The organism is Cellulomonas sp., assembly GCF_015234515.1.
Lineage (GTDB): Bacteria > Actinomycetota > Actinomycetes > Actinomycetales > Cellulomonadaceae > Cellulomonas.
In genome coordinates this window covers 392,444-409,809 of the sequence record NZ_JADGMY010000023.1, presented here as the reverse complement: position 1 = coordinate 409,809, position 17,366 = coordinate 392,444, and the positions used below count along the sequence as shown (strand labels likewise).

At 74.6% G+C, this 17,366-nt stretch carries 18 protein-coding genes and 1 pseudogene; 6 read left to right on the top strand and 13 right to left on the bottom strand.

Features of this window, described 5'->3' with window-relative positions; genetic code table 11:
* Positions 1 to 35: 35 nt before the first annotated feature.
* The 8 genes and pseudogenes from IR158_RS10850 to IR158_RS10815 form a co-directional block, all read right to left on the bottom strand.
* Complete coding sequence (locus tag IR158_RS10850) at positions 36 to 821, bottom strand: response regulator transcription factor (RefSeq protein WP_291812842.1); 786 nt, start codon at positions 819 to 821, stop codon at positions 36 to 38.
* A 194-nt stretch (positions 822 to 1,015) separates the two neighbouring features.
* A complete protein-coding gene (locus IR158_RS10845; RefSeq protein WP_291812840.1) occupies positions 1,016 to 2,245 on the bottom strand; it encodes a cation:proton antiporter in 1,230 nt (409 codons plus the stop codon).
* A gap of 141 nt (positions 2,246 to 2,386) precedes the next feature.
* Positions 2,387 to 3,311: pseudogene (locus IR158_RS10840) on the bottom strand (NADP-dependent oxidoreductase).
* Between the two features lie 53 nt (positions 3,312 to 3,364).
* Complete coding sequence (locus IR158_RS10835; RefSeq protein WP_291812839.1) at positions 3,365 to 3,883, bottom strand: VOC family protein; 519 nt, start codon at positions 3,881 to 3,883, stop codon at positions 3,365 to 3,367.
* A gap of 91 nt (positions 3,884 to 3,974) precedes the next feature.
* Entirely contained in the window at positions 3,975 to 4,562 is a 588-nt protein-coding gene (locus tag IR158_RS10830; protein ID WP_291812838.1) for a TetR/AcrR family transcriptional regulator, read from the bottom strand.
* A 17-nt stretch (positions 4,563 to 4,579) separates the two neighbouring features.
* Complete coding sequence (locus IR158_RS10825) at positions 4,580 to 5,263, bottom strand: ABC transporter ATP-binding protein (protein ID WP_291812836.1); 684 nt, start codon at positions 5,261 to 5,263, stop codon at positions 4,580 to 4,582.
* Positions 5,260 to 6,339: an ABC transporter permease gene (locus IR158_RS10820; RefSeq protein ID WP_291812835.1), complete on the bottom strand. Its 1,080-nt coding sequence runs from the start codon at positions 6,337 to 6,339 to the stop codon at positions 5,260 to 5,262. The genes IR158_RS10825 and IR158_RS10820 overlap by 4 nt, the downstream gene beginning before the upstream one ends.
* Before the next feature lie 142 nt (positions 6,340 to 6,481).
* On the bottom strand, positions 6,482 to 7,102 hold the full coding sequence (locus tag IR158_RS10815) for a LysE family transporter (protein ID WP_291812833.1): 621 nt from the start codon (positions 7,100 to 7,102) through the stop codon (positions 6,482 to 6,484).
* A gap of 70 nt (positions 7,103 to 7,172) precedes the next feature.
* Between IR158_RS10815 and IR158_RS10810 the strand changes: the two genes are divergently transcribed.
* Positions 7,173 to 8,081 (top strand): ArgP/LysG family DNA-binding transcriptional regulator, encoded by a 909-nt coding sequence (locus tag IR158_RS10810; RefSeq protein WP_291812831.1) that lies wholly within the window; start codon positions 7,173 to 7,175, stop codon positions 8,079 to 8,081.
* Here IR158_RS10810 and IR158_RS10805 read toward each other — a convergent pair.
* The 3 genes from IR158_RS10805 to IR158_RS10795 all read right to left on the bottom strand — a co-directional run bounded on the left by IR158_RS10805 (position 8,078) and on the right by IR158_RS10795 (position 11,727).
* On the bottom strand, positions 8,078 to 9,796 hold the full coding sequence (locus IR158_RS10805) for a DUF4153 domain-containing protein (protein WP_291812829.1): 1,719 nt from the start codon (positions 9,794 to 9,796) through the stop codon (positions 8,078 to 8,080). The genes IR158_RS10810 and IR158_RS10805 overlap by 4 nt on opposite strands.
* A gap of 104 nt (positions 9,797 to 9,900) precedes the next feature.
* Complete coding sequence (locus IR158_RS10800; RefSeq protein WP_291812827.1) at positions 9,901 to 10,635, bottom strand: FAD-dependent oxidoreductase; 735 nt, start codon at positions 10,633 to 10,635, stop codon at positions 9,901 to 9,903.
* 126 nt (positions 10,636 to 10,761) lie between these two features.
* The gene (locus IR158_RS10795; RefSeq protein WP_291812825.1) at positions 10,762 to 11,727 is read right to left on the bottom strand and encodes a WYL domain-containing protein; all 966 of its coding nucleotides are present in this window, start codon (positions 11,725 to 11,727) and stop codon (positions 10,762 to 10,764) included.
* 79 nt (positions 11,728 to 11,806) lie between these two features.
* On the opposite strand from IR158_RS10795, the gene IR158_RS10790 reads away from it, so the two are divergent.
* Positions 11,807 to 12,379 (top strand): DUF664 domain-containing protein, encoded by a 573-nt coding sequence (locus tag IR158_RS10790; RefSeq protein WP_291812822.1) that lies wholly within the window; start codon positions 11,807 to 11,809, stop codon positions 12,377 to 12,379.
* 40 nt (positions 12,380 to 12,419) lie between these two features.
* Positions 12,420 to 12,851 (top strand): hypothetical protein, encoded by a 432-nt coding sequence (locus IR158_RS10785; protein WP_291812820.1) that lies wholly within the window; start codon positions 12,420 to 12,422, stop codon positions 12,849 to 12,851.
* 6 nt (positions 12,852 to 12,857) lie between these two features.
* Here the strand turns inward: IR158_RS10785 and IR158_RS10780 are convergent, their stop codons facing one another.
* Entirely contained in the window at positions 12,858 to 13,034 is a 177-nt protein-coding gene (locus IR158_RS10780) for a hypothetical protein (RefSeq protein WP_291812819.1), read from the bottom strand.
* Positions 13,035 to 13,246: 212 nt separating this feature from the next.
* On the opposite strand from IR158_RS10780, the gene IR158_RS10775 reads away from it, so the two are divergent.
* Positions 13,247 to 13,615: a VOC family protein gene (locus IR158_RS10775; protein ID WP_291812817.1), complete on the top strand. Its 369-nt coding sequence runs from the start codon at positions 13,247 to 13,249 to the stop codon at positions 13,613 to 13,615.
* Positions 13,616 to 13,624: 9 nt separating this feature from the next.
* Here IR158_RS10775 and IR158_RS10770 read toward each other — a convergent pair whose 3' ends face one another.
* Positions 13,625 to 14,095, bottom strand: a complete 471-nt coding sequence (locus tag IR158_RS10770) for a GyrI-like domain-containing protein (RefSeq protein ID WP_291812814.1) — start codon at positions 14,093 to 14,095, stop codon at positions 13,625 to 13,627.
* Between the two features lie 211 nt (positions 14,096 to 14,306).
* Here IR158_RS10770 and IR158_RS10765 point away from each other — a divergent pair, with 211 nt between their 5' ends.
* Positions 14,307 to 15,173 (top strand): oxygenase MpaB family protein, encoded by an 867-nt coding sequence (locus IR158_RS10765; protein ID WP_291812812.1) that lies wholly within the window; start codon positions 14,307 to 14,309, stop codon positions 15,171 to 15,173.
* A 212-nt stretch (positions 15,174 to 15,385) separates the two neighbouring features.
* Positions 15,386 to 17,050 carry a cellulose binding domain-containing protein gene (locus IR158_RS10760; protein WP_291812810.1) on the top strand — a complete coding sequence of 555 codons (1,665 nt, stop codon included), beginning with the start codon at positions 15,386 to 15,388 and terminating at the stop codon, positions 17,048 to 17,050.
* Positions 17,051 to 17,366 lie beyond the last annotated feature (316 nt).

Sequence of the window (17,366 nt, the reverse complement as noted above, 5' to 3'; positions counted from 1 at the left end):
CGCGGACGGACGCCTGCCGCTGGCCCGACGACCGACTAGCTGTACCGGCCGGCCACCGCCGGCACCCCCGCCGCCGCGACCCCGGGCGGCACGTCCGCGCGGCGGCCGTCCACCTGACGCGGCACGGCGTGCAGCGCGGGGGCCGCTCCCGGGGCCGCCCGCTGGACCAGGTTCTCGCGCAGCGCCACGGAGACCGCGGACGTCCGGTTGGAGCAGTTGAGCTTGGCGAGGACGTTCGCGACCAGTCGCTTGACGCCGTGCTGCGATATCCGCAGCGCCTTGGCGATCTGCTTGTTGCTCATGCCGTCGACCAGGAGTGCGACGACCTCGCTCTCCCGCGGCGTCAGCTGGCCGTAGGTCACACGCGCCCCTGCGCCGGAGCGGGCGTTGGCCAGGAGCCTGCTCGCCAACGTCGGCGGCAGGTACACCCGCCCGTTGCTCACGCAGTCCACGGCGGCGGCGAGGTCGGCGACGGTCAGCTCTTCCTGCAGGAGGTATCCGTCGAAGGGGATGCTCATGACATCGTCCAGCGCGTTCTCGGCGACGCCCGGCACGAGCACGAGGACCCCGGCGCCCCGGGCGCGGCACTCCGCCGACAGCTCGCCCGTCTCCGCGACGTCGCTGTCGTCCAGACCCAGGATCACCGTCGCGTTCTCGCACGAGGCGACGACGGCACGGAGGTCCTGCCGACATCGGGACATCCGCACCACAGGCTGTCCCGTCGCCTGCAGCATCGCCATGAGACCGTGCCGCACCAGCTCCACCTTGGTGTGCAGGATCACGACACCTTGGTCGCGCGCAGCCTCGCTGTCCTCGCCCATCAGCTCCCCCTTCAGCCTGCGACCACGAGGGCTGCAGGCCGGCTGGCCGCCTGCAGCTTCGCGGCACTCCCACACTCGTGTGGGGCGAGTCACATACAAGCACAAGTGAGGACGTTTCGTCTCCCCTCATTTCACTCCGTCTTAGGGGCTGACAGAGTGTCCACGCCAGTGACGGGAGTCACAGCAAACAGAGCCTATGATGACGCATCTCGCGCCGCGTGTTGCGGCTTTCGCGCCTCGGACCGCTCGATCCTCGTGAGCCACGGCCCGGTGACCGCGGTCGTGACGACAGCAGCGACCAGGAAGGCCGTCGCCGTCGCACCGTCCAGCAGCCCCGCGCCGCGCGCCGCCTCGATCACGAGCACCTCGGTCACGCCTCGGGTGTTCAGCAGTGCCGTGAGGCGTGCGGCCTGCTCCGGCGGCACCGCGCCCGCACCGACCGACATCCGCACGCCCGCGACCTTCACGGCGACCGCGAGCGCGACGACCGCGACGACGAGGACGACCGACTGGACGGACGCGACCACTGGCCGGGCGGCCAACCCCGCGACCAGGAAGCACACGGGAAGCAGCGCGTGCGTCACGACGGACCGGACCGGCCCCGCGAGCACCCGGCGCACCGGCTCGGGGAGCGCGTCCCACGGCACGGCCGCACCCAGCACGAACGCCCCGACCACCCCGTGCGTGCCTGCTGCCCGGCCGAGCGCAGCGAACCCCGCGGTGGCCGCCGCGAGCGCCACCAGGACGAGCACCGCCCCGGCGGCACCCGGGCGGACGCGTGCCAGGCACGGCCGTGCGCAGCGCGCGGCGACGAGCCCGCCGGCGACCAGCCCGGCCAGGGCGAGGACCGCACCCACGCCGGTGCGGCCCGACGAGTGCGCGCTCGAGACCGCGACGACGCCTAGCACGAGCCAGACCGCGCCGTCGAGCAGGGCGGCGCTCGCCAGCGCGAGCCGCGCCTCAGGCGTGTCCGTCAGGCCCCGGCTGCGCACGATCTCACCCAGGACCGGCAGCGCGCTCGTCCCGAGTGCGCACGCGGTCACGGCGACGGACGTCGGCACGTCGACATCCTGGCCCAGCAGGACGCGCAGGACCGTCAGCACGGCGGCCGCAGCCAGTGCGGCGACACCACCCAGGAGAGTCACGACCGCCGCGGACCCGCGCCGGACCACGCCGCCGGCGTCCAGATGCAGCCCCAGGAGCGCGACGAGCGCGACCGTGCCGACCTCGGCCACACCCGCTCGCAGCGGTGCGCCCGACGGCGGCCACAGTCCGGCGACCACCCCAGGAGCCACGGAGCCGAGCGCCAGGGGCCCGAGCAGCAGGCCGAGCAGCATGACGCCGACCACGGGTGGCTGCCGCAGGTGCCGGGCGACGCGCCCGGCGACGGCGGCGCAGACCACGACGAGCACCAGCCCGGTCACGCGGCCGGCCCCCCGGTGCGGGCGAGGGCTCCCCGCGACGACGACGTCGTGCCACGGCGCGCTGCTCGCATGCTCCGATGCTGCGGGCGGGCGCCCGCCGCGTGATCCACCGACTGACGGAGGCGCCTGCCGTCGAGGCCGTCAGACGCGCACGACGACCTTCCCCCGCACGTGCCCCTCCGCGACCAGGTCGTGCGCGGCCCCCGCGTCCGCCAGCTCGAAGACCTGCGCGACGTCGACCTTCACCGCACCGTCATCGATCAGCCGCGTCAGCGCGTCGAGGTCCGTCGTGCTGGGCCGCACCCACACGTAGTGCCCGCCGAGGTCGTCGCGCGCGGCGGTGTTGATGACGGACGCGACCGTGCCGCCCTCGGCCAGCACCGCGCGCGTCGTCGGCACGAGGTCGTCCGAGCCGTAGTCCAGGACGACGTCGACGCCCTGCGGCGCCAGCCCAGGCACGCGCTCGGCGAGCCCGTCGCCGTACTCCACCGGCTCGACGCCCAGGCCGCGCAGGTGGTCGTGGTTTGCGCGTCGACGCCGTACCGATGACCCGGGCCCCGCGCGCCCGCGCGATCTGCACGGCGAACTGCCCGACCCCGCCGGCCGCGGCGTGCACGAGCACCGTCTGCCCCTCGCGCACGCCCGCGCGCTCGATCGACTGGTACGCCGTGAGCCCGGCCAGCGGCACCGCCGCGGCCTCCTCGAACGTCAGCGAGGCGGGCTTGCGGGCGATGGTCCGGACGGGCGCGGCGACCAGCTCCGCGAACGTCCCGCCGTGCAGCCAGTCCTTGCGGACGTACCCGTAGACCTCGTCGCCGGCCGCGAGCTCGGGGGTGTCCAGTCCCGGGCGCTCGACGACACCCGCCACGTCCCATCCGGGGACCGCCGGGAACTCGATGTCGATGATCGGGTCCAGGTACCCGGCGCGAATCTTCCAGTCCACCGGGTTCACGGACGCGGCACGGACCCGCACCAGGACGCTGTCGGAACTGACCTTCGGCTCCGGCCGGTCGGTGAGCTGCAGGACGTCGCTGCCGCCGTAGCGGTCGTAGGTGATGGCTCGCATACCCGAGCGCAACCCCGTCGGAGGGCGGGTCTGTTCCCTCCCCGTTCGTCCGGCTACGTCCGGACGGGTGCGCTGCTGCGGCCGTGCCCGCGCCCCGACAGCTCGGCGTCGAGCGTCTCCTGGGCGATTCGCATGCCGGCCGCGTACGTCGGCTCCTGCAGCCGCCGCCACATGACCTCCTCCGGCACGTCCTCGACCTGGCTCACGACCCACCAGATGTTGCCGAACGGGTCGCGGACCCGGCCGCCGCGCTGGCCGAAGGCGCTGTCGTCGAGCTCCGTGACGACGGTCGCGCCGGCAGCCACCGCGCGCTCGAACGCGCGGTCCGCGTCGGGCACCCACACGCGCAGCAGGCTGGGCAGGACCGGCCAGTCGGGGCGCCGGTCGAACGCCAGCAGCACGGTGTCGCCCACGCGGACCTCGCCGTGGCCGATCGAGCCGTCCTCGACGGGTACGCGCGCGAGCTCGTCGCCGCCGAACACCGCCACGACGAAGTCCAGGAAGGCCCCGGTGTCGTCGGTCACCACCCACGGGGCGACGGTCGTGTAGCCGGGGGGCGTCGTCTGCGTCACGGTCGAGCCTCCTGTCCCAAGGTGTCGTGAGCGCCACGCTAGCGAGGGAAGAGGTCGGAGCCTGTCCTGCTCTGCGGTGCCGTGGAGGAGATCAGCGCGCGTCGGGCGTCCCGACCGTCAGACCCAGCAGCGCGCGCACCGCACGCCGGACCATCGGCACGTCCGCCCCGCTCTCGATCATGGCGCCGGCCCGCTGCACGACGGCGTTGACGAGCTGCGCGACGACCTCCGGGTCGGCGACCTGCGCGTCGCGCAGCGCGCCGACGAGCGGCTCGACCAGCTCGGCGTGCATCTGGGCGATCCGCGGGTCGGCGAGCGCCCGCGGGTCGAACGACACGAGCGCGCTGATGACGGCGTGCTCGCCGTCGGCGACGAGCGTGAGGTTCGCGTCCGCGTAGGCACCGATGCGGGCCGCGGGGTCGTCGTGCGCGCTCGTGGCCTGCGCGATGGTCTCGCGCCAGCGCGGCAGGGCGTCCACGACGACGGCGCGGAACAGCTCCTCCCGCGACGCGAAGTAGTGGTAGATGCTCGGACGTGCGAGCCCCGCCTTCGCGGCGATCTCCGCGAAGGTGGGCTCGACGTCCGGGCGGGAGGTCAGCAGCTCACGGGTGGCCTCGAGGATCGCGCGGCGCTGGGCCTCGCGGTGCTCGGGAACCGTTGCGGCCGTGATCCGGGGCACGCGTCCTCCTGCTCGTCTCAGACGGCGCCGAGGCGTCCGTCCACCATCTCCAGCACCCGGTCGCTGTGCTCGAGCACGTCGTGGTCGTGGGTGACCATCACCGTAGCCACCCCGAACTCGTGCGTCTGCCGCGCGAGCAGCTCGACGATCTCATGGCTACGACGCCGGTCGAGAGCCGCCGTGGGCTCGTCGACCAGCAGGACCGACGGGGACGCGACGAGCGCCCGGGCGATGCCGACACGCTGACGCTCGCCACCGGACAGCCGGCCGGGACGGCGCTTGGCGTGGTCGGCCATGCCGACGGACGCGAGCAGCTCCTCCGGCGGCTTCACCGCGCGGCGGCCCGTGATCTTCTCGACCAGCCGGAGCTGGTCGATCGCGGTCAGGGCGGGCACGAGGTTGCCGGACTGGAAGACGAACCCGACGTGGTCGCGGCGGTACCGCGCCAGGGCGGCCTTGGACATGGTCGTCAGGTCGGAGCCGCCGACGACGACGGACCCGGAGGTCGGCTTGGTCAGCCCGCCGGCGACCGCCAGCAGGCTCGACTTGCCGGCGCCGGACGGGCCGACGACGGCCACGATCTCCCCAGGGGCGACCGTGAGCTCGACGCTGTCGAGGGCGTTGACCTGGCTGTCCCCGTCCCCGAAGGTCAGGGTGACGGCGCTCAGCGCGAGCCCGGTACGGGTGGTGGTGGTGGTCATCGGTTCTCTCCCAGCGCGGTCAGCGGGTCGACTCGGGCGATGCGGACGGTCGCGACGGCGGCGCCGAACAGACCGAGGCCGAGCAGCAGGAGCGCACCGGTCATGATGGGCCCGCTCTCCAGCTCGAACGGCATGCCCGTGCCGACGAGCAACGACCCCAGCCCGAGCCCGACGGCCAGGCCGATGCCGACGGACACGACGAGCAGGATCGTCGCCTGTGCCAGCCCGTCGCCGAGCAGGAAGCGCGTGGAGGCGCCCATGGCCCGCATGACGGCGAGCTCGCGGGTGCGCTGCACGGTCCACAGCGTGAAGAACGCGCCGACGACCAGTGCCGAGATGGCGTAGAGGAAGGCCTGGATGAGCTGCATCGTCATGATCTCGGCCGTGTAGCCGGGCGACGAGTCGTACGCCTCGACGATCGTGCGGGCGCTGGTGCCCGCCGCCGCGTCACCGGCCGCGAGGTCGGGGAGCTTGCCGTCGACGCCGCGCAGCGCGACGACGCTGGCCGAGTCGTACGCCTCGGGGCTGGCCTGCTGGCCGGGGACGGTCGAGGAGTGGATCTCCTGCCAGGTGGTCAGGGGCAGGAAGCCGATGTCCATGTGGCCGAAGGTGCGCTGGTCCGTGGTGAACCCGACGACCTCCAGCTCCGTGCCGATGCGGTCGATCGTCAGCACGTCACCGAGCTCGATGCCCTCGCTCTGGGCGGAGACGGACAGCACGACCTCGCCGTCGCCGGCCGGTGCGCTGCCCTCGCCGGTCGCCGGCTCGACGAACCCGCCGGGCTCGACGCCGAACAGGGTGAGGTCGACCGGCGTCCCGTCCTCGTTCTTCGCGTTGACGATCGCGGTGCCGAGCAGCTCGGCGTCCGCGACGTCGTCCCGGGCGGCCCAGGCGTCACGCTGGTCGGACGTCACGACGCTGCGGGTGAAGGCGGAGTCGGTCTTGGTGCCGGACTCGAACGCCACGGCGTCCAGGGGGCTGCGCTGCAGCCCGGAGACGCCGTCGACCACGAGGCCGGACGACAGTCCTGAGAGCAGGATCATGAGCACGCTGATGAGGGCGACGACGGCCCCCATCAGACCGAAACGGGTACGCGCGAATGCCAGTTCGCGCAGTGCGAGGAACATCGGGTGGCAGACCTCTCGACGGGGACCACGTCTTGTCGACGCGGTGTCAACATCTTACCGACGCTGCGTCGACAACGCATAGCCGCGCTGGTCAGGCCCCGACGAGGTCCATCACGAGGCCCGCCGCGATGGCCACCATCACCACGGCGATCACCGCGTCCAGCACCCGCCACGCGACCGGGCGCGCGAACACCGGGCGCAGCAGCGCCGCGCCGTACCCCAGGGCCGTGAACCACAGCACGCTGCCCACCCCCGCGCCGGCGGCGAACCACCACCGCCCGTCCCCCTGCCCCGCGGCCAGCGACCCCAGGAGCACCACGGTGTCGAGGTACACGTGCGGGTTCAGCCAGGTCAGCGCGAGGGTCGTCGCGGCGACGGCCGTCACGGCGGTCACACCCCCCGCCTCGCCCTCCACGACGAGCGCCCCGTCGCCGCGCACCGCGCGCCGGGCGGCGGCCGCCCCGTACGCCACCAGGACCGCGGCGCCCAGCAGCGTCATGACGACGGTGAGCGTGCGGCTCGCGGCGATGACGGTGCCGACGCCTGCCGCCCCGACCGCGATGAGCACCAGGTCCGACACCGCGCAGATCGCGACCACCAGGCCGACGCGCTCGCGCCGCAGGCCGTACCGCAGGACGTGCGCGTTCTGCGCGCCGATGGCGACGATCAGACCGAGGCCGAGACCGAGACCGGCCACCGCTGAGCTCCACATGCCACCGACGCTAGGCGTCACCGGCGCATCAGCCCAGCGAAAGTTCGTCATGCTCCATTAGCGTTGCTACATGCCCGACTGGGACCTCGGCCAGCTCCGCGCCCTCGCCGCCGCCGCCGACCTCGGCACGTTCGACGCCGCCGCGCGCGCCCTGCACGTGACGCCTTCGGCCGTCAGCCAACGGATCAAGGCGCTCGAGCAGACCGCCGGTGCCGTGCTCCTGCGTCGCGACCGGCCCGTCCGCCCGACCGCCGCCGGCGAGCCCCTGGTCCGCCTCGCCCGCCAGCTCGACGCCCTCACCGCCGACGCGACCCGGCACCTCGGCGGTGACACCGCCGTCCCGCGCGTCACCCTGGCGGTCAACGGCGACTCGCTCACCACGTGGGTGCTGCCCGCGCTCGCGCCGCTGGCCGGGCAGGTCGCCCTGCACCTGGTCCGCGAGGACCAGGACCGCTCGGCCGAGCTGCTGCGCGACGGCTCCGTCATGGGGGCGGTGACCTCGCAGGCCGTCGCCGTCCAGGGCTGCAGCGTCGAGCCGCTGGGCGTCATGCGCTACCGCCCGGTGGCGACGCCCACGTTCGCGGCCCGGTGGTTCGGTGACCGGTGGCACGCCGACGGGGTCCGCGCCGCCGCGCTCGCCGTCGCACCCGTCGTCGTGTTCGACACCGACGACCACCTGCAGGACCGGTGGCTGCGTCGCCGACGCGTCGACCCCGCCCGGCCGCCCCGGCACCTCGTGCCCGCCTCGGCGGACTTCGCGGCCGCCGTGCGCCTCGGGTTCGGCTGGGCCATGCTTCCCGGCCAGCAGGCCGACGAGGACGAGCGCGCCGGCCGCCTGGTCCGGCTCAGCGACGACGCGGTCGACGTCCCGCTGCTCTGGCAGCAGTGGTCGCTGCGCACGGACGCCCTCGACGCCGTCGCCCACGCCCTGCGCACCGCGGCGGCCACCGCCCTCGTCCCCCACCAGGCCCCGCGTTAGGGCCGCGGACCGCCGGACCACTGCGTGCACGTGGCGCCGTCGTCGACCGTGACCTCCTCGAGGACGCGGGCCGCGCTCCACCGTCCCAGGTTCAGGTCGCCCAGGCCCGCCGCCGCCGGTACCTGCCGGCCCCGGAGCGCGCACGACCGCAGGGGCTCGTCGAGGGCGTCGAGCGCGGGCACCGCGTCCGCGGACAGCCCGCGCAGGTACTCCAGGTCCAGCCGCTCCCTGGCCTCGTTGGTCGTGTTGTGCCGCACGATCTGCGCGTCCGGGTCCGCCAGCGCGAGGCCGAGCATCGCGACCGCGACGACCTGCACCACGGCCAGCGGCAGCCACGCCCCCCGCCACCGGACCCCCGCGACCATGACCAGCACCAGGACGGTCGCGAGCGCGACCTCGGCGACCAGCACGAGCAGCCGCAGCCGCGTCAGGCCGAACGCCTCGACGTACAGGTCCATGCGCCGCAGCGCGGAGGCGACCACACCGAGCGACCCGACGCACAGCACGCCCAGTGCGACGCGTGACACGAGCCGGTCCCGCGCGGTCGCGCGCGGTGCGCGCCGGGCGGCCACGCCGACGACGACCAGTGTCAGTGCGGTCACCGCGACGAGCTGCGCGAACCCCTGGCGCGCGTACTCCGCGTAGCTCAGACCGAGCGTGTCGAGCACGTGGGCGTGCCCGTCGACCAGGGCACCCACCTGCACCAGCACGAACGCCAGGACGAGCGCCGCGAGCGCCCCCACCGGCAGCAGCCACTCCCCGCGACGTGCGGGCCGGCGCTCGGCCATCCGGTGGTCCGACCACCCGGGCGGCGCGATCGCGAGGTGCGCGAGCGACGCCGTCAGGAGCGCGACGAGCCCACCGACGAGCACCTGCGCGGGGAGGATGCCGATGTCGAGCCGCGGCAGGTAGCTCGCGAAGACGCTGTCCGCGCTCGCGAACAGGGCGCCGAACACGACGAGCAGGACGACCGTGACAGCGACGCTGCGCAGCGCGACGAGCATCTGGGCGCGGCGCGCACCCATCAGCGCACCGACGCCGTGACGTACCCAGGGCAGGGCGCGCAGAGCGGCGAAGGCCCAGGTCAACGGGCTGAAGACGACGGCGGGGGTGCTGACGGCCGACGTCGCGGCCACCGCACCGGCGACGGCGGCGACCGTGACGCACAGCGCGACGACCCACCCCGCGTCGCGGAAGGCGACCATCGCCACCAGGGCGACCGCGAGCGCGGCCGTCACGAGCTGCTGCCACGCGCGCCGGCGCAGGAGCGTCGGCACCGCCGCGCCCCACACGGCCAGACCCACGAGCGCGCCCCCCAGCCCGGGCCGGTCGGTCACGAGCAGCGCACCCCCGAGCACCCCGACCGCGGCGCACGCGGCGAGCGTCACGGCCGGCGCGGGCACCGTGCGCGCGGCCCAGAACGCGTCCTGGGTGAGCGAGAGGGGCGTCGGCGGCAGCGGGTTCGGGGGCCGCCCGGGGGCTCCCGGCCGCGGGGCACCGTGCGGGGTGGTCGCGTGCGGGACGGTCGCGTACGGGAGGGCGCCTCCCGGTCCGGCGCCCCCGGCCTGCGAGGCGACCGCCGCCCGCCACACCTCCACCGGGGAGAGCACCGGCGCGGTCGGGGCGCCGGCGGGCGACGGGGCCGCGGCGACACGGTCCTGGCGCCCCGCCGTCGGGGGATCGGTCGGGGTGGCGGTCTCGCCCGCATCGTCCATGGCGTCACCGTAGGGCGCAGCCCCGCTCACCGTGGGCCGTTCCGCGCGGGGACCGCCCCGCCGGCAGCGCAGATCCTGTGAAGGGACGGTGGTCGTCGGCTCACCTAGGGGACGGTCGCCTCGAGATCCAGCTCCATGGCCACGACGACCCCTGGCGTGCGGCCACCGGCGGCCTCGTCGCCCGGTGCGTGCAGCGCCTCGAACAGCACGGCGTCGTCGGTGCGTGTCGCGCGCCGCAGCACGCCGTCCGCGGTCACGACGTCGAGCGCGCGGACCCCGTCCGCCCCTGGCCCGGCTGCCCCGGCCGCGGCCCGCTCGCCCGTGCCGACCAGCTCCCCCGCGACCTCGACCGGCGGGCGCGCGGCCACGGGAGCGAGCCCGAAGGACGCCGCCGCCGCGACGAGCTCGTCCCAGCGCACCCCCGGGCCGACGTGCGCGCGCGCCAGCACCGGCAGGATCGTGAGGTGGTCGAGCCCGGCGGTCGCGACCAGGAGGGCACCGTCGAACACCGGGGCCCCGTGCCGGCCGGCCGGCACCGCGACCGGCACCCCGTGCTCGCGGGCGGCGCGGACGACGTACGCGACCTCGGCCGGGGTGCGGGGCGTCACCACGGCTGCGGCACCCCCTGTCCCCGCCACGGGAGCGTCCGGTGCCCCGGTGAGGTCGGACGCCGCGGTCACGTGCACCGGGACGACGTCCGCCAGCGCGTCGGCGAGCTGGGCGAGGCGCGCCGCCGCGTCCTGCTCGCGTCCGCTCGGCGGGTCCGGCGGCGGTCCCGGCGGCGGGTCCGGCGACGCCACCGTCAAGGTCACGGCGTGCGTCGGCAGCGGTGTGAACACGCGCACCCCCTCCATGACGCGACACCCGCGTCGGTAGGTCAGGAGACGTTCCGACCCGGGGTGATACGCCACGATCGGGTGGCGCCCCCGGCCCCGTCGGTCGGTCGACCGCGGCCGCCGGCGCCCTCAGCCGTCCGTGCCGCCCGCCGCGACCAGGCGCGCACCCACGTCCCGGACGCACGCCCGCAGCTCCGGCCCGCCGACGACGCGGAACGGCACGGGCACGGCGGCGAGCTGCTGGGCATACCAGACGGGGTTGCTCGTCGTCGCGACCAGGCGCGTCGTCGCCGGACCGGCAGGTTCGAGACGACCGAGCGCGACCGGCAGCCGGCGCGCGACGTCCTCGTACGCCGCCTCGATCAGCACCTCGACGTCGTGCTCCCAGCCCTGTGCCAGGTGCTCCTCGAGCAGCACGACCGGGTCGACGTCCGGGGCGGGGGCGGCCGTGCCCGGCAGCGTCAGCACCGTGAGCACCCGGTCCACGCGGTAGGTGCGCACCCCGTCCCCGTCGTGCCGCCGGCACACGAGGTACCAGCGGCCGTGCCGGACGACGACCGACCACGCGTCGACGTCGGCGTCCCACTCGCGGCCGGACTCGGCGCGGTAGCGCACGCGGACGGGCCGGTGGTCCGCGCACGCCTGCACCAGGGCGGCCGTGACGACGGGGTCGGGGCGCGCGGCCGCCCGGTCCGGCGCCGTCGCGGTGGACCGGCGCACGACGGTGGCCTGCGCCGCGACCCGTTCCGGGAGCGCGCGCAGCAGCTTGTCGAGCGCGGAGGCGACCGGGTCGCTCCTGTCCCGCACGTCGTGGTGGCCGTCGAGCACGGCCATGACCAGGCCGAGCGCCTCGTCGGGACCGAACACCAGCGGCGGCAGCCGGACACCACGCCCCACCCGGTACCCGCCGTACGGGCCGCGCACGGACGTCACCGGGATCCCGGCCTCGCGCAGGACGGCGACGTACCGGCGCGCAGCCCGCTCCGAGACGCCGAGCACCGCGGCGAGGCCCGCCGCAGTGGTCCCCGGACTCGCCTGCAGCTCGGCGAGGGCGAGGAGAGCGCGGGACGTCGGGCTCGTGTCACTGGTCGTCACCGGCGCCCCCTCGGATCGCGGACCGACCGACCGGGAGAACCGGCAGCGGATCGTCCGGTACCGAACCTACGGTCGCTCCATGACCGACACCACCCCGCAGGGGACCCCGAAGCTGGACACCACGATCCACGAGCCCGCGCTCGACGCCGGCGAGGTCGAGCTCGCCCTCTTCATGCTCGAGCGCTCGCGCGCGACCTTCGCGTGGAAGGTCGGCGGGCTCGACGCCGAGGCGCTGCACCGCCCGTTCCCGCCGTCGCAGATGACGCTCGCCGGACTCGTCAAGCACATGACGTTCGTCGAGGACGACTTCGTGGCCCGCTGGCTGGGCGCCGGCGGCTACGGCACCCCGTGGCACCACACCACCGCGGACGACTGGCCCGGCTACGACTGGCGCAGCGCCGCCGAGGACTCCCCCGCGCAGCTGTACACGTGGTGGCAGGAGGCGGTCGAGCGGGCGCGTGACGCGTGGGCGCAGGTCACCGCCGACGGCGGCCTCGACCAGCCCGCTGCGATCGAGTGGGTCGACGGCAGCCCCAACCGCCGCCGCGTCCTGGTCGACATCAACGCCGAGTACGCGCGTCATCTCGGCCACGCGGACCTGTTCCGCGAGGCGATCGACGGGCTCGTCGGGGAGGACCCGCCCCAGCCGTGAGCGGACGCGCCGGCCCGGTCACGGCCGCTACCGTGTGCGCGTGCCTGCCTCCTCGGTCCTCGCGTACGCCGCCGTCGGGGGCCTCGGCCTCGCGATCGTCCTCGCCGTGGTCGGGTTCCGTGCCCTGGCCGTCGCGCGGGGAGTCCGGCGTGTGCGGGTCCCGGCACGCCTGCTGTCGGAGTCGCCGAGCCCCGGTGGCGAGTACGCCGACGTCGAGTACCCGGCCCCGGACGGGCGCCTGCTGCGCGCCCGGGTCCACGTGTTCCGCGTCCGCGCACCCGGCCAGCCGTACGTCTTCGACGGGACCGTCTGGGTCGACCCGGCCCGGCCCACGGACGTGACGCCGCGCCGGCAGGGCCGCACGACGGGCGCGGTCGTGACGCTCGTGCTGGCCGGCGTCGCCCTCGTCGGTACGGTCGGCTGCCTCATCGCGGCGGGGGTCGTGCGGTTCGCGGAGACACTGCCGACCTGAGGCGCTTCAGGCCGGCGAGCCCGCCGTCGGCGGGAACTCCGGCGCCGGACCACCGAAGAAGCACTGGCACGGCCCGTCGAGGTGACGGAACGGCGTCCCGGGACGCGCGGCGCACGGCACAGGGACCCGCTCGGCACGGGCGTCAGGGCGGTCCGGCAGCAGCAGACGCAGCAGCGCAGGCATGGTCGCCTCCATCCCCCCTGGTCGTCGCGGTGCCGACCCTCCTGGAGGAGCGCCGGGCGGTGCAGAACGTACACCGCCGCCGGCACCGTGGGTGCCGGCACGCACAGCATGCCGTCCGGCACCGACACCCGATCGGGACCTCGGCCCCGCGGGTGTCGGACCCCGGCCCTAGCCTGGAAGACGACAGATCGGACAGCCCGGGAGGCACCGCCATGGCGCACGGCGACATCACGCACATCGACATCCCCGTCAGCGACGCGACGGCGGCGTCGCAGTTCTACGGCACGCTCTTCGGCTGGGACATCAAGGAGATCCCCGGCTTCGAGGGCTACCCGATGTGGGCGGCTCCCAACCAGATCAGCGGCGGTGGCCTCGCGCCGCGCGTCGAGGGGTTCACCTCGCCGCGCAGCTACGTCGAGGTCGACTCGATCGACGCGGTGCTGGCCCAGGTCGCGCAGCTCGGCGGTGAGGTGCGGCTGCCCCGGACGGCGATCGACGAGACGAGCTGGTGGGCGTCGTTCGTCGACCCAGACGGCAACGAGATCGGGCTGTTCGAGGGGAAGACCGGCGGGTCCGCCTGAACCCCGGCGTCAGGCGTCGCCGCGCAGCGGCAGCACGAGCCGGGTGATGTTCAGGTCGGGGTCGCCGTCCGGCGCCGGGTCGGTCACGTACTCCTCCCAGAAGTCGCCGCGACCGTCGAGGCCGAGCGCGGCACGCTCCTGCTCGAGCCGCGACCACGCGTCGGACAGGCCGTCGTAGGACCCGGTGTGGATGAGCACGAGCGCGGCTCCACCCGGCATCTCGGACACCTCGACGCCCTCGGACGACTCACCCAGGGAGGCGCCCTCCACGACGAACCCCGCCGTGAGGTCCACCATGTCCGTCGGCATGCTGTGGTACCAGCCGAAGGCCGGTCCGGCGATCGTCCACCCCTCGCGTCCGGCTGCCTCCGTGACCCGCGCGTACGCGGAGTCGTAGAACGCGGTGAGCTCCGGCATCGGCACCGTCGCACGCACCGCTGCGATCGTTGCGGGGTTCAGGTCGGTCCGGGTGGTCTCCATGGCGTTCTCCTCGTCGATGGGCGCGTCGGCGTCCATCCTCACCGACGGCGCGTCTCCGCGGAACAGATCGGAGCGCGCGTCATTGGTCCGTTCTTCACGGACATGGGCCAGTTTTTCCGTTTCGACGCGGTGCGGCGGGTCCACGGGACCCCATCACGGTCGCTGCGGGCTCGGGACGACGACGACGGCGGGTGGTCCGTACCGTGGGGGGGTGACGCTCGTCGACCCGGTCCGACGCTGGCGCGCCCGCTCCGGCGAGGCGCTCTTCCTGCGTGTCGCCGGACCGCACGGGCACCGCAGCAGGACCCGCATCCACGGACGCCCGGGCCCGCGGTGGTTCCCGCCCGACGCCGCGGTGCGGGTCGTGCACGGGGACGCGTCGATGTTCGTCGGCGGGCTGCGCTCGCTGCTGCTGCAGTCCCTGCACCCGGCGGCGATGGCGGGCGTCGCGAGCCACTCGGACTTCCGCGACGACCCGTGGGGCCGGCTCGCCGGCACGAGCACGTTCCTGGCGACCACCGTCTTCGGCACGGCCGACGACGCGCAGGCGGCCGTCGACGCGGTGCGGACCATCCACGCGCGGGTGCGCGGTGTGACCCCGGACGGGATCGCGTACGCGGCGGACGACCCGGACCTGCTGCGCTGGGTGCACGTCGCCGAGATCGAGAGCTTCCTCGTCGCGCACGACCGCTACGGCTCGCACCCGCTGAGCCCGGCGCGCGCCGACGAGTACGTGGCGCAGACGGCCCGCGTCGGACGGGCACTCGGCGCGGTCGACGTGCCGGAGACCGTCGCCGGCCTGCGTGCTGCCATCGACGGGTACCGGCCCGTGCTGCGTGCCACACCGGCCGCGGTCGACGCCGCGCAGTTCCTGCTGCGTGAGCCGCCGGTGCCGTGGACGCTGCGCCCCGGGTACACCGCGCTGGCCGCGGCGGCCGTGGAGTCGCTGCCGACGTGGGCGACGGACACGCTCGGGCTGCCGCGTCCGGGACGCGTCCGGGTCGCTGCGGCCCGGGCTGCCGGGCACGGCGCGACGCGCGCGATCCGGTGGCTGCTCGCCGGCCAGCCGGAGGGCTGACACCGCGGCCGGACCTGCGCAGTCGCCCCGTCCGGGGAGGTCCGCGACGGCAACGGCGTTGCCGTCGAGCCATAAGGGTTTAGGCACGTTGACGCGCCGTGGAAAACGTTTGCACAGTGTCGCTCGACCCTGGGAGCAGTGCCGCTCGACGCGTCGATGCCGACCGTCCGGGCGCCTTCGTCTCCCGCCATCCCCACGGAGGGAGAGACCCGGTGAGAACCACGGGCCGCTCGAAGTCCAGACCCGCACTGGTCGTCCTGACGTCGTTGGCGCTCGCCGCCGCCGTCGTCGTTGCCGACGTCCCGAACGCCCCACCCGCGCAGGCCGCGCCGTTCGTCGAGGCCGTCGAGAACGTCGGCGCCGACTGCACGTTCCCGTCCCTGCCCGCCGCGGCGTCGAACTCGCGGCTGCCCGACCCGTTCCGGCGGGCCGACGGCACGCGGATCACCACCAAGGCCGACTGGCGCTGCCAGCGCGAGCAGACCAAGCGCCTCATGGAGCAGTACGTCTACGGGCAGAAGCCCGCCAAGCCGGCGTCCGTGTCCGGGAGCGTCACCAGCTCCCGGATCACGGTCAACGTGTCGCAGAACGGCCGCTCCACCAGCTTCTCGGCCAACGTCTCGCTGCCCAGCGGCACCGGGCCGTTCCCGGCGGTCGTCGTCTACGGCGGGTTCGGCGGCGACACCGCCACGATCCGCAGCTCAGGCGCCGCCGTCATCAGCTTCGACCCGTACGTCGTCGGCAAGGAGGGCACCGGCCGCGCGAACAAGCAGGGCGCGTTCTACGACATCTACGGCTCGAACAGCCAGACCGGTCTGCTCATGGCGTGGGCGTGGGGCGTGAGCCGCATCATCGACGTCATCGAGGCGTCGGGCGGCTCGGTCCTCAAGGCCGACGCGACGGGCGTCACGGGCTGCTCACGCTTCGGCAAGGGCGCCATCGTCGCGGGGGCGTTCGACCAGCGCATCGCGCTGACGATGCCGATCGAGTCGGGGACGGCAGGCGTGCCGATCTTCCGCGGCATCGCCGGCGAGGGCGCCCAGTCGCTGAGCAGCGCCTACGGCGAGCAGCCGTGGTTCGGCGACGCGTTCGGCTCGTACACCGGCAACCCGAACAACCTGCCGGTGGACACGCACCAGCTCGTCGGACTCGTCGCACCGCGCGGGCTGTTCATCATGGACAACCCGCACATCGCCAACCTCGGACCGCGGTCCGCGAGCGTCGCGGCGCTCGGCGGGGCCGAGATCTACAAGGCGCTCGGCGCGGGCGGCAACATCACCTACTGGTCCGACGTGGCCGACGGGTCGCACTGCGCCAACCGCTCGGAGTGGCGCACGCCGCTGCAGCAGAACATCCAGAAGTTCCTGCTGGGCAGCGGGTCCTCGCAGGGCCAGATGCGCATCTCGAGCCGTGCCGCCGGCAGCCTGTCGCAGTGGGCCGACTGGACGACGCCCGTCCTCACGGACGGTCCTGAGCCGACGGCCACGCCCACGGTGACGCCCACCGCCACTCCGACAGCCACGCCCACGGTCACCCCGACGGCCACGCCGACGGTGACCCCCACACCGACGCCCACCCGCACGTCGGTGCCGGGCGGCTGCACCGCCACCGTGTCGCTGAACTCCTGGAACGGCGGGTTCGTCGCGACCGTCAAGGTCACGGCAGGCGCGTCGGCGCTCAGCGGCTGGACGACGACCGTCACGCTCCCCGGCGGTGCCGCCGTCAGCAACTCGTGGAGCTCCGTGGCCAGCGGCACCAGCGGCACGGTCCGCTTCGCCAACGCACCGTGGAACGGGTCGGTGGGCGCGGGCCAGTCCACCGAGTTCGGCTTCCAGGGCACGGGCAACGGCCAGGGCCTGACAGCCACCTGCTCCTGACCTCCCCCCTCCCCTCCCCCCCCGCGCGAGAGGGCAATCCAGTCACCCCCCCCCCGCGAGAGGGCAATCCAGTCGCGCGCGCCGCTCGCACAGCGGAACTGGATTGCACTCTCACGCACCGGAGGGAAGGGGGAACTGGATTGCCCTCTCGCCGCGAGAGGGCAATCCAGTCCTCCGCTCCCCCCGCGAGAGTGCAATCCAGTCGCGAGCACCGGGACGCATGGGATCTGGATTGCACTCTCACGCACCACCCCGGGGACCGGATTGCACTCTCACGCACCACCCCGGGGACCGGATTGCACTCTCACGCACCACC

Coding starts and splice junctions, on each gene's coding strand:
- IR158_RS10820 (WP_291812835.1), bottom strand. CDS start 6,339: ATGGGGGCCGTCGTCGCCCTCATCAGCGTGCTCATGATCCTGCTCTCA.
- IR158_RS10825 (WP_291812836.1), bottom strand. CDS start 5,263: ATGACCACCACCACCACCCGTACCGGGCTCGCGCTGAGCGCCGTCACC.
- IR158_RS10810 (WP_291812831.1), top strand. CDS start 7,173: ATGCCCGACTGGGACCTCGGCCAGCTCCGCGCCCTCGCCGCCGCCGCC.
- IR158_RS10770 (WP_291812814.1), bottom strand. CDS start 14,095: ATGGAGACCACCCGGACCGACCTGAACCCCGCAACGATCGCAGCGGTG.
- IR158_RS10850 (WP_291812842.1), bottom strand. CDS start 821: ATGGGCGAGGACAGCGAGGCTGCGCGCGACCAAGGTGTCGTGATCCTG.
- IR158_RS10775 (WP_291812817.1), top strand. CDS start 13,247: ATGGCGCACGGCGACATCACGCACATCGACATCCCCGTCAGCGACGCG.
- IR158_RS10780 (WP_291812819.1), bottom strand. CDS start 13,034: ATGCCTGCGCTGCTGCGTCTGCTGCTGCCGGACCGCCCTGACGCCCGT.
- IR158_RS10790 (WP_291812822.1), top strand. CDS start 11,807: ATGACCGACACCACCCCGCAGGGGACCCCGAAGCTGGACACCACGATC.
- IR158_RS10805 (WP_291812829.1), bottom strand. CDS start 9,796: ATGGACGATGCGGGCGAGACCGCCACCCCGACCGATCCCCCGACGGCG.
- IR158_RS10815 (WP_291812833.1), bottom strand. CDS start 7,102: ATGTGGAGCTCAGCGGTGGCCGGTCTCGGTCTCGGCCTCGGTCTGATC.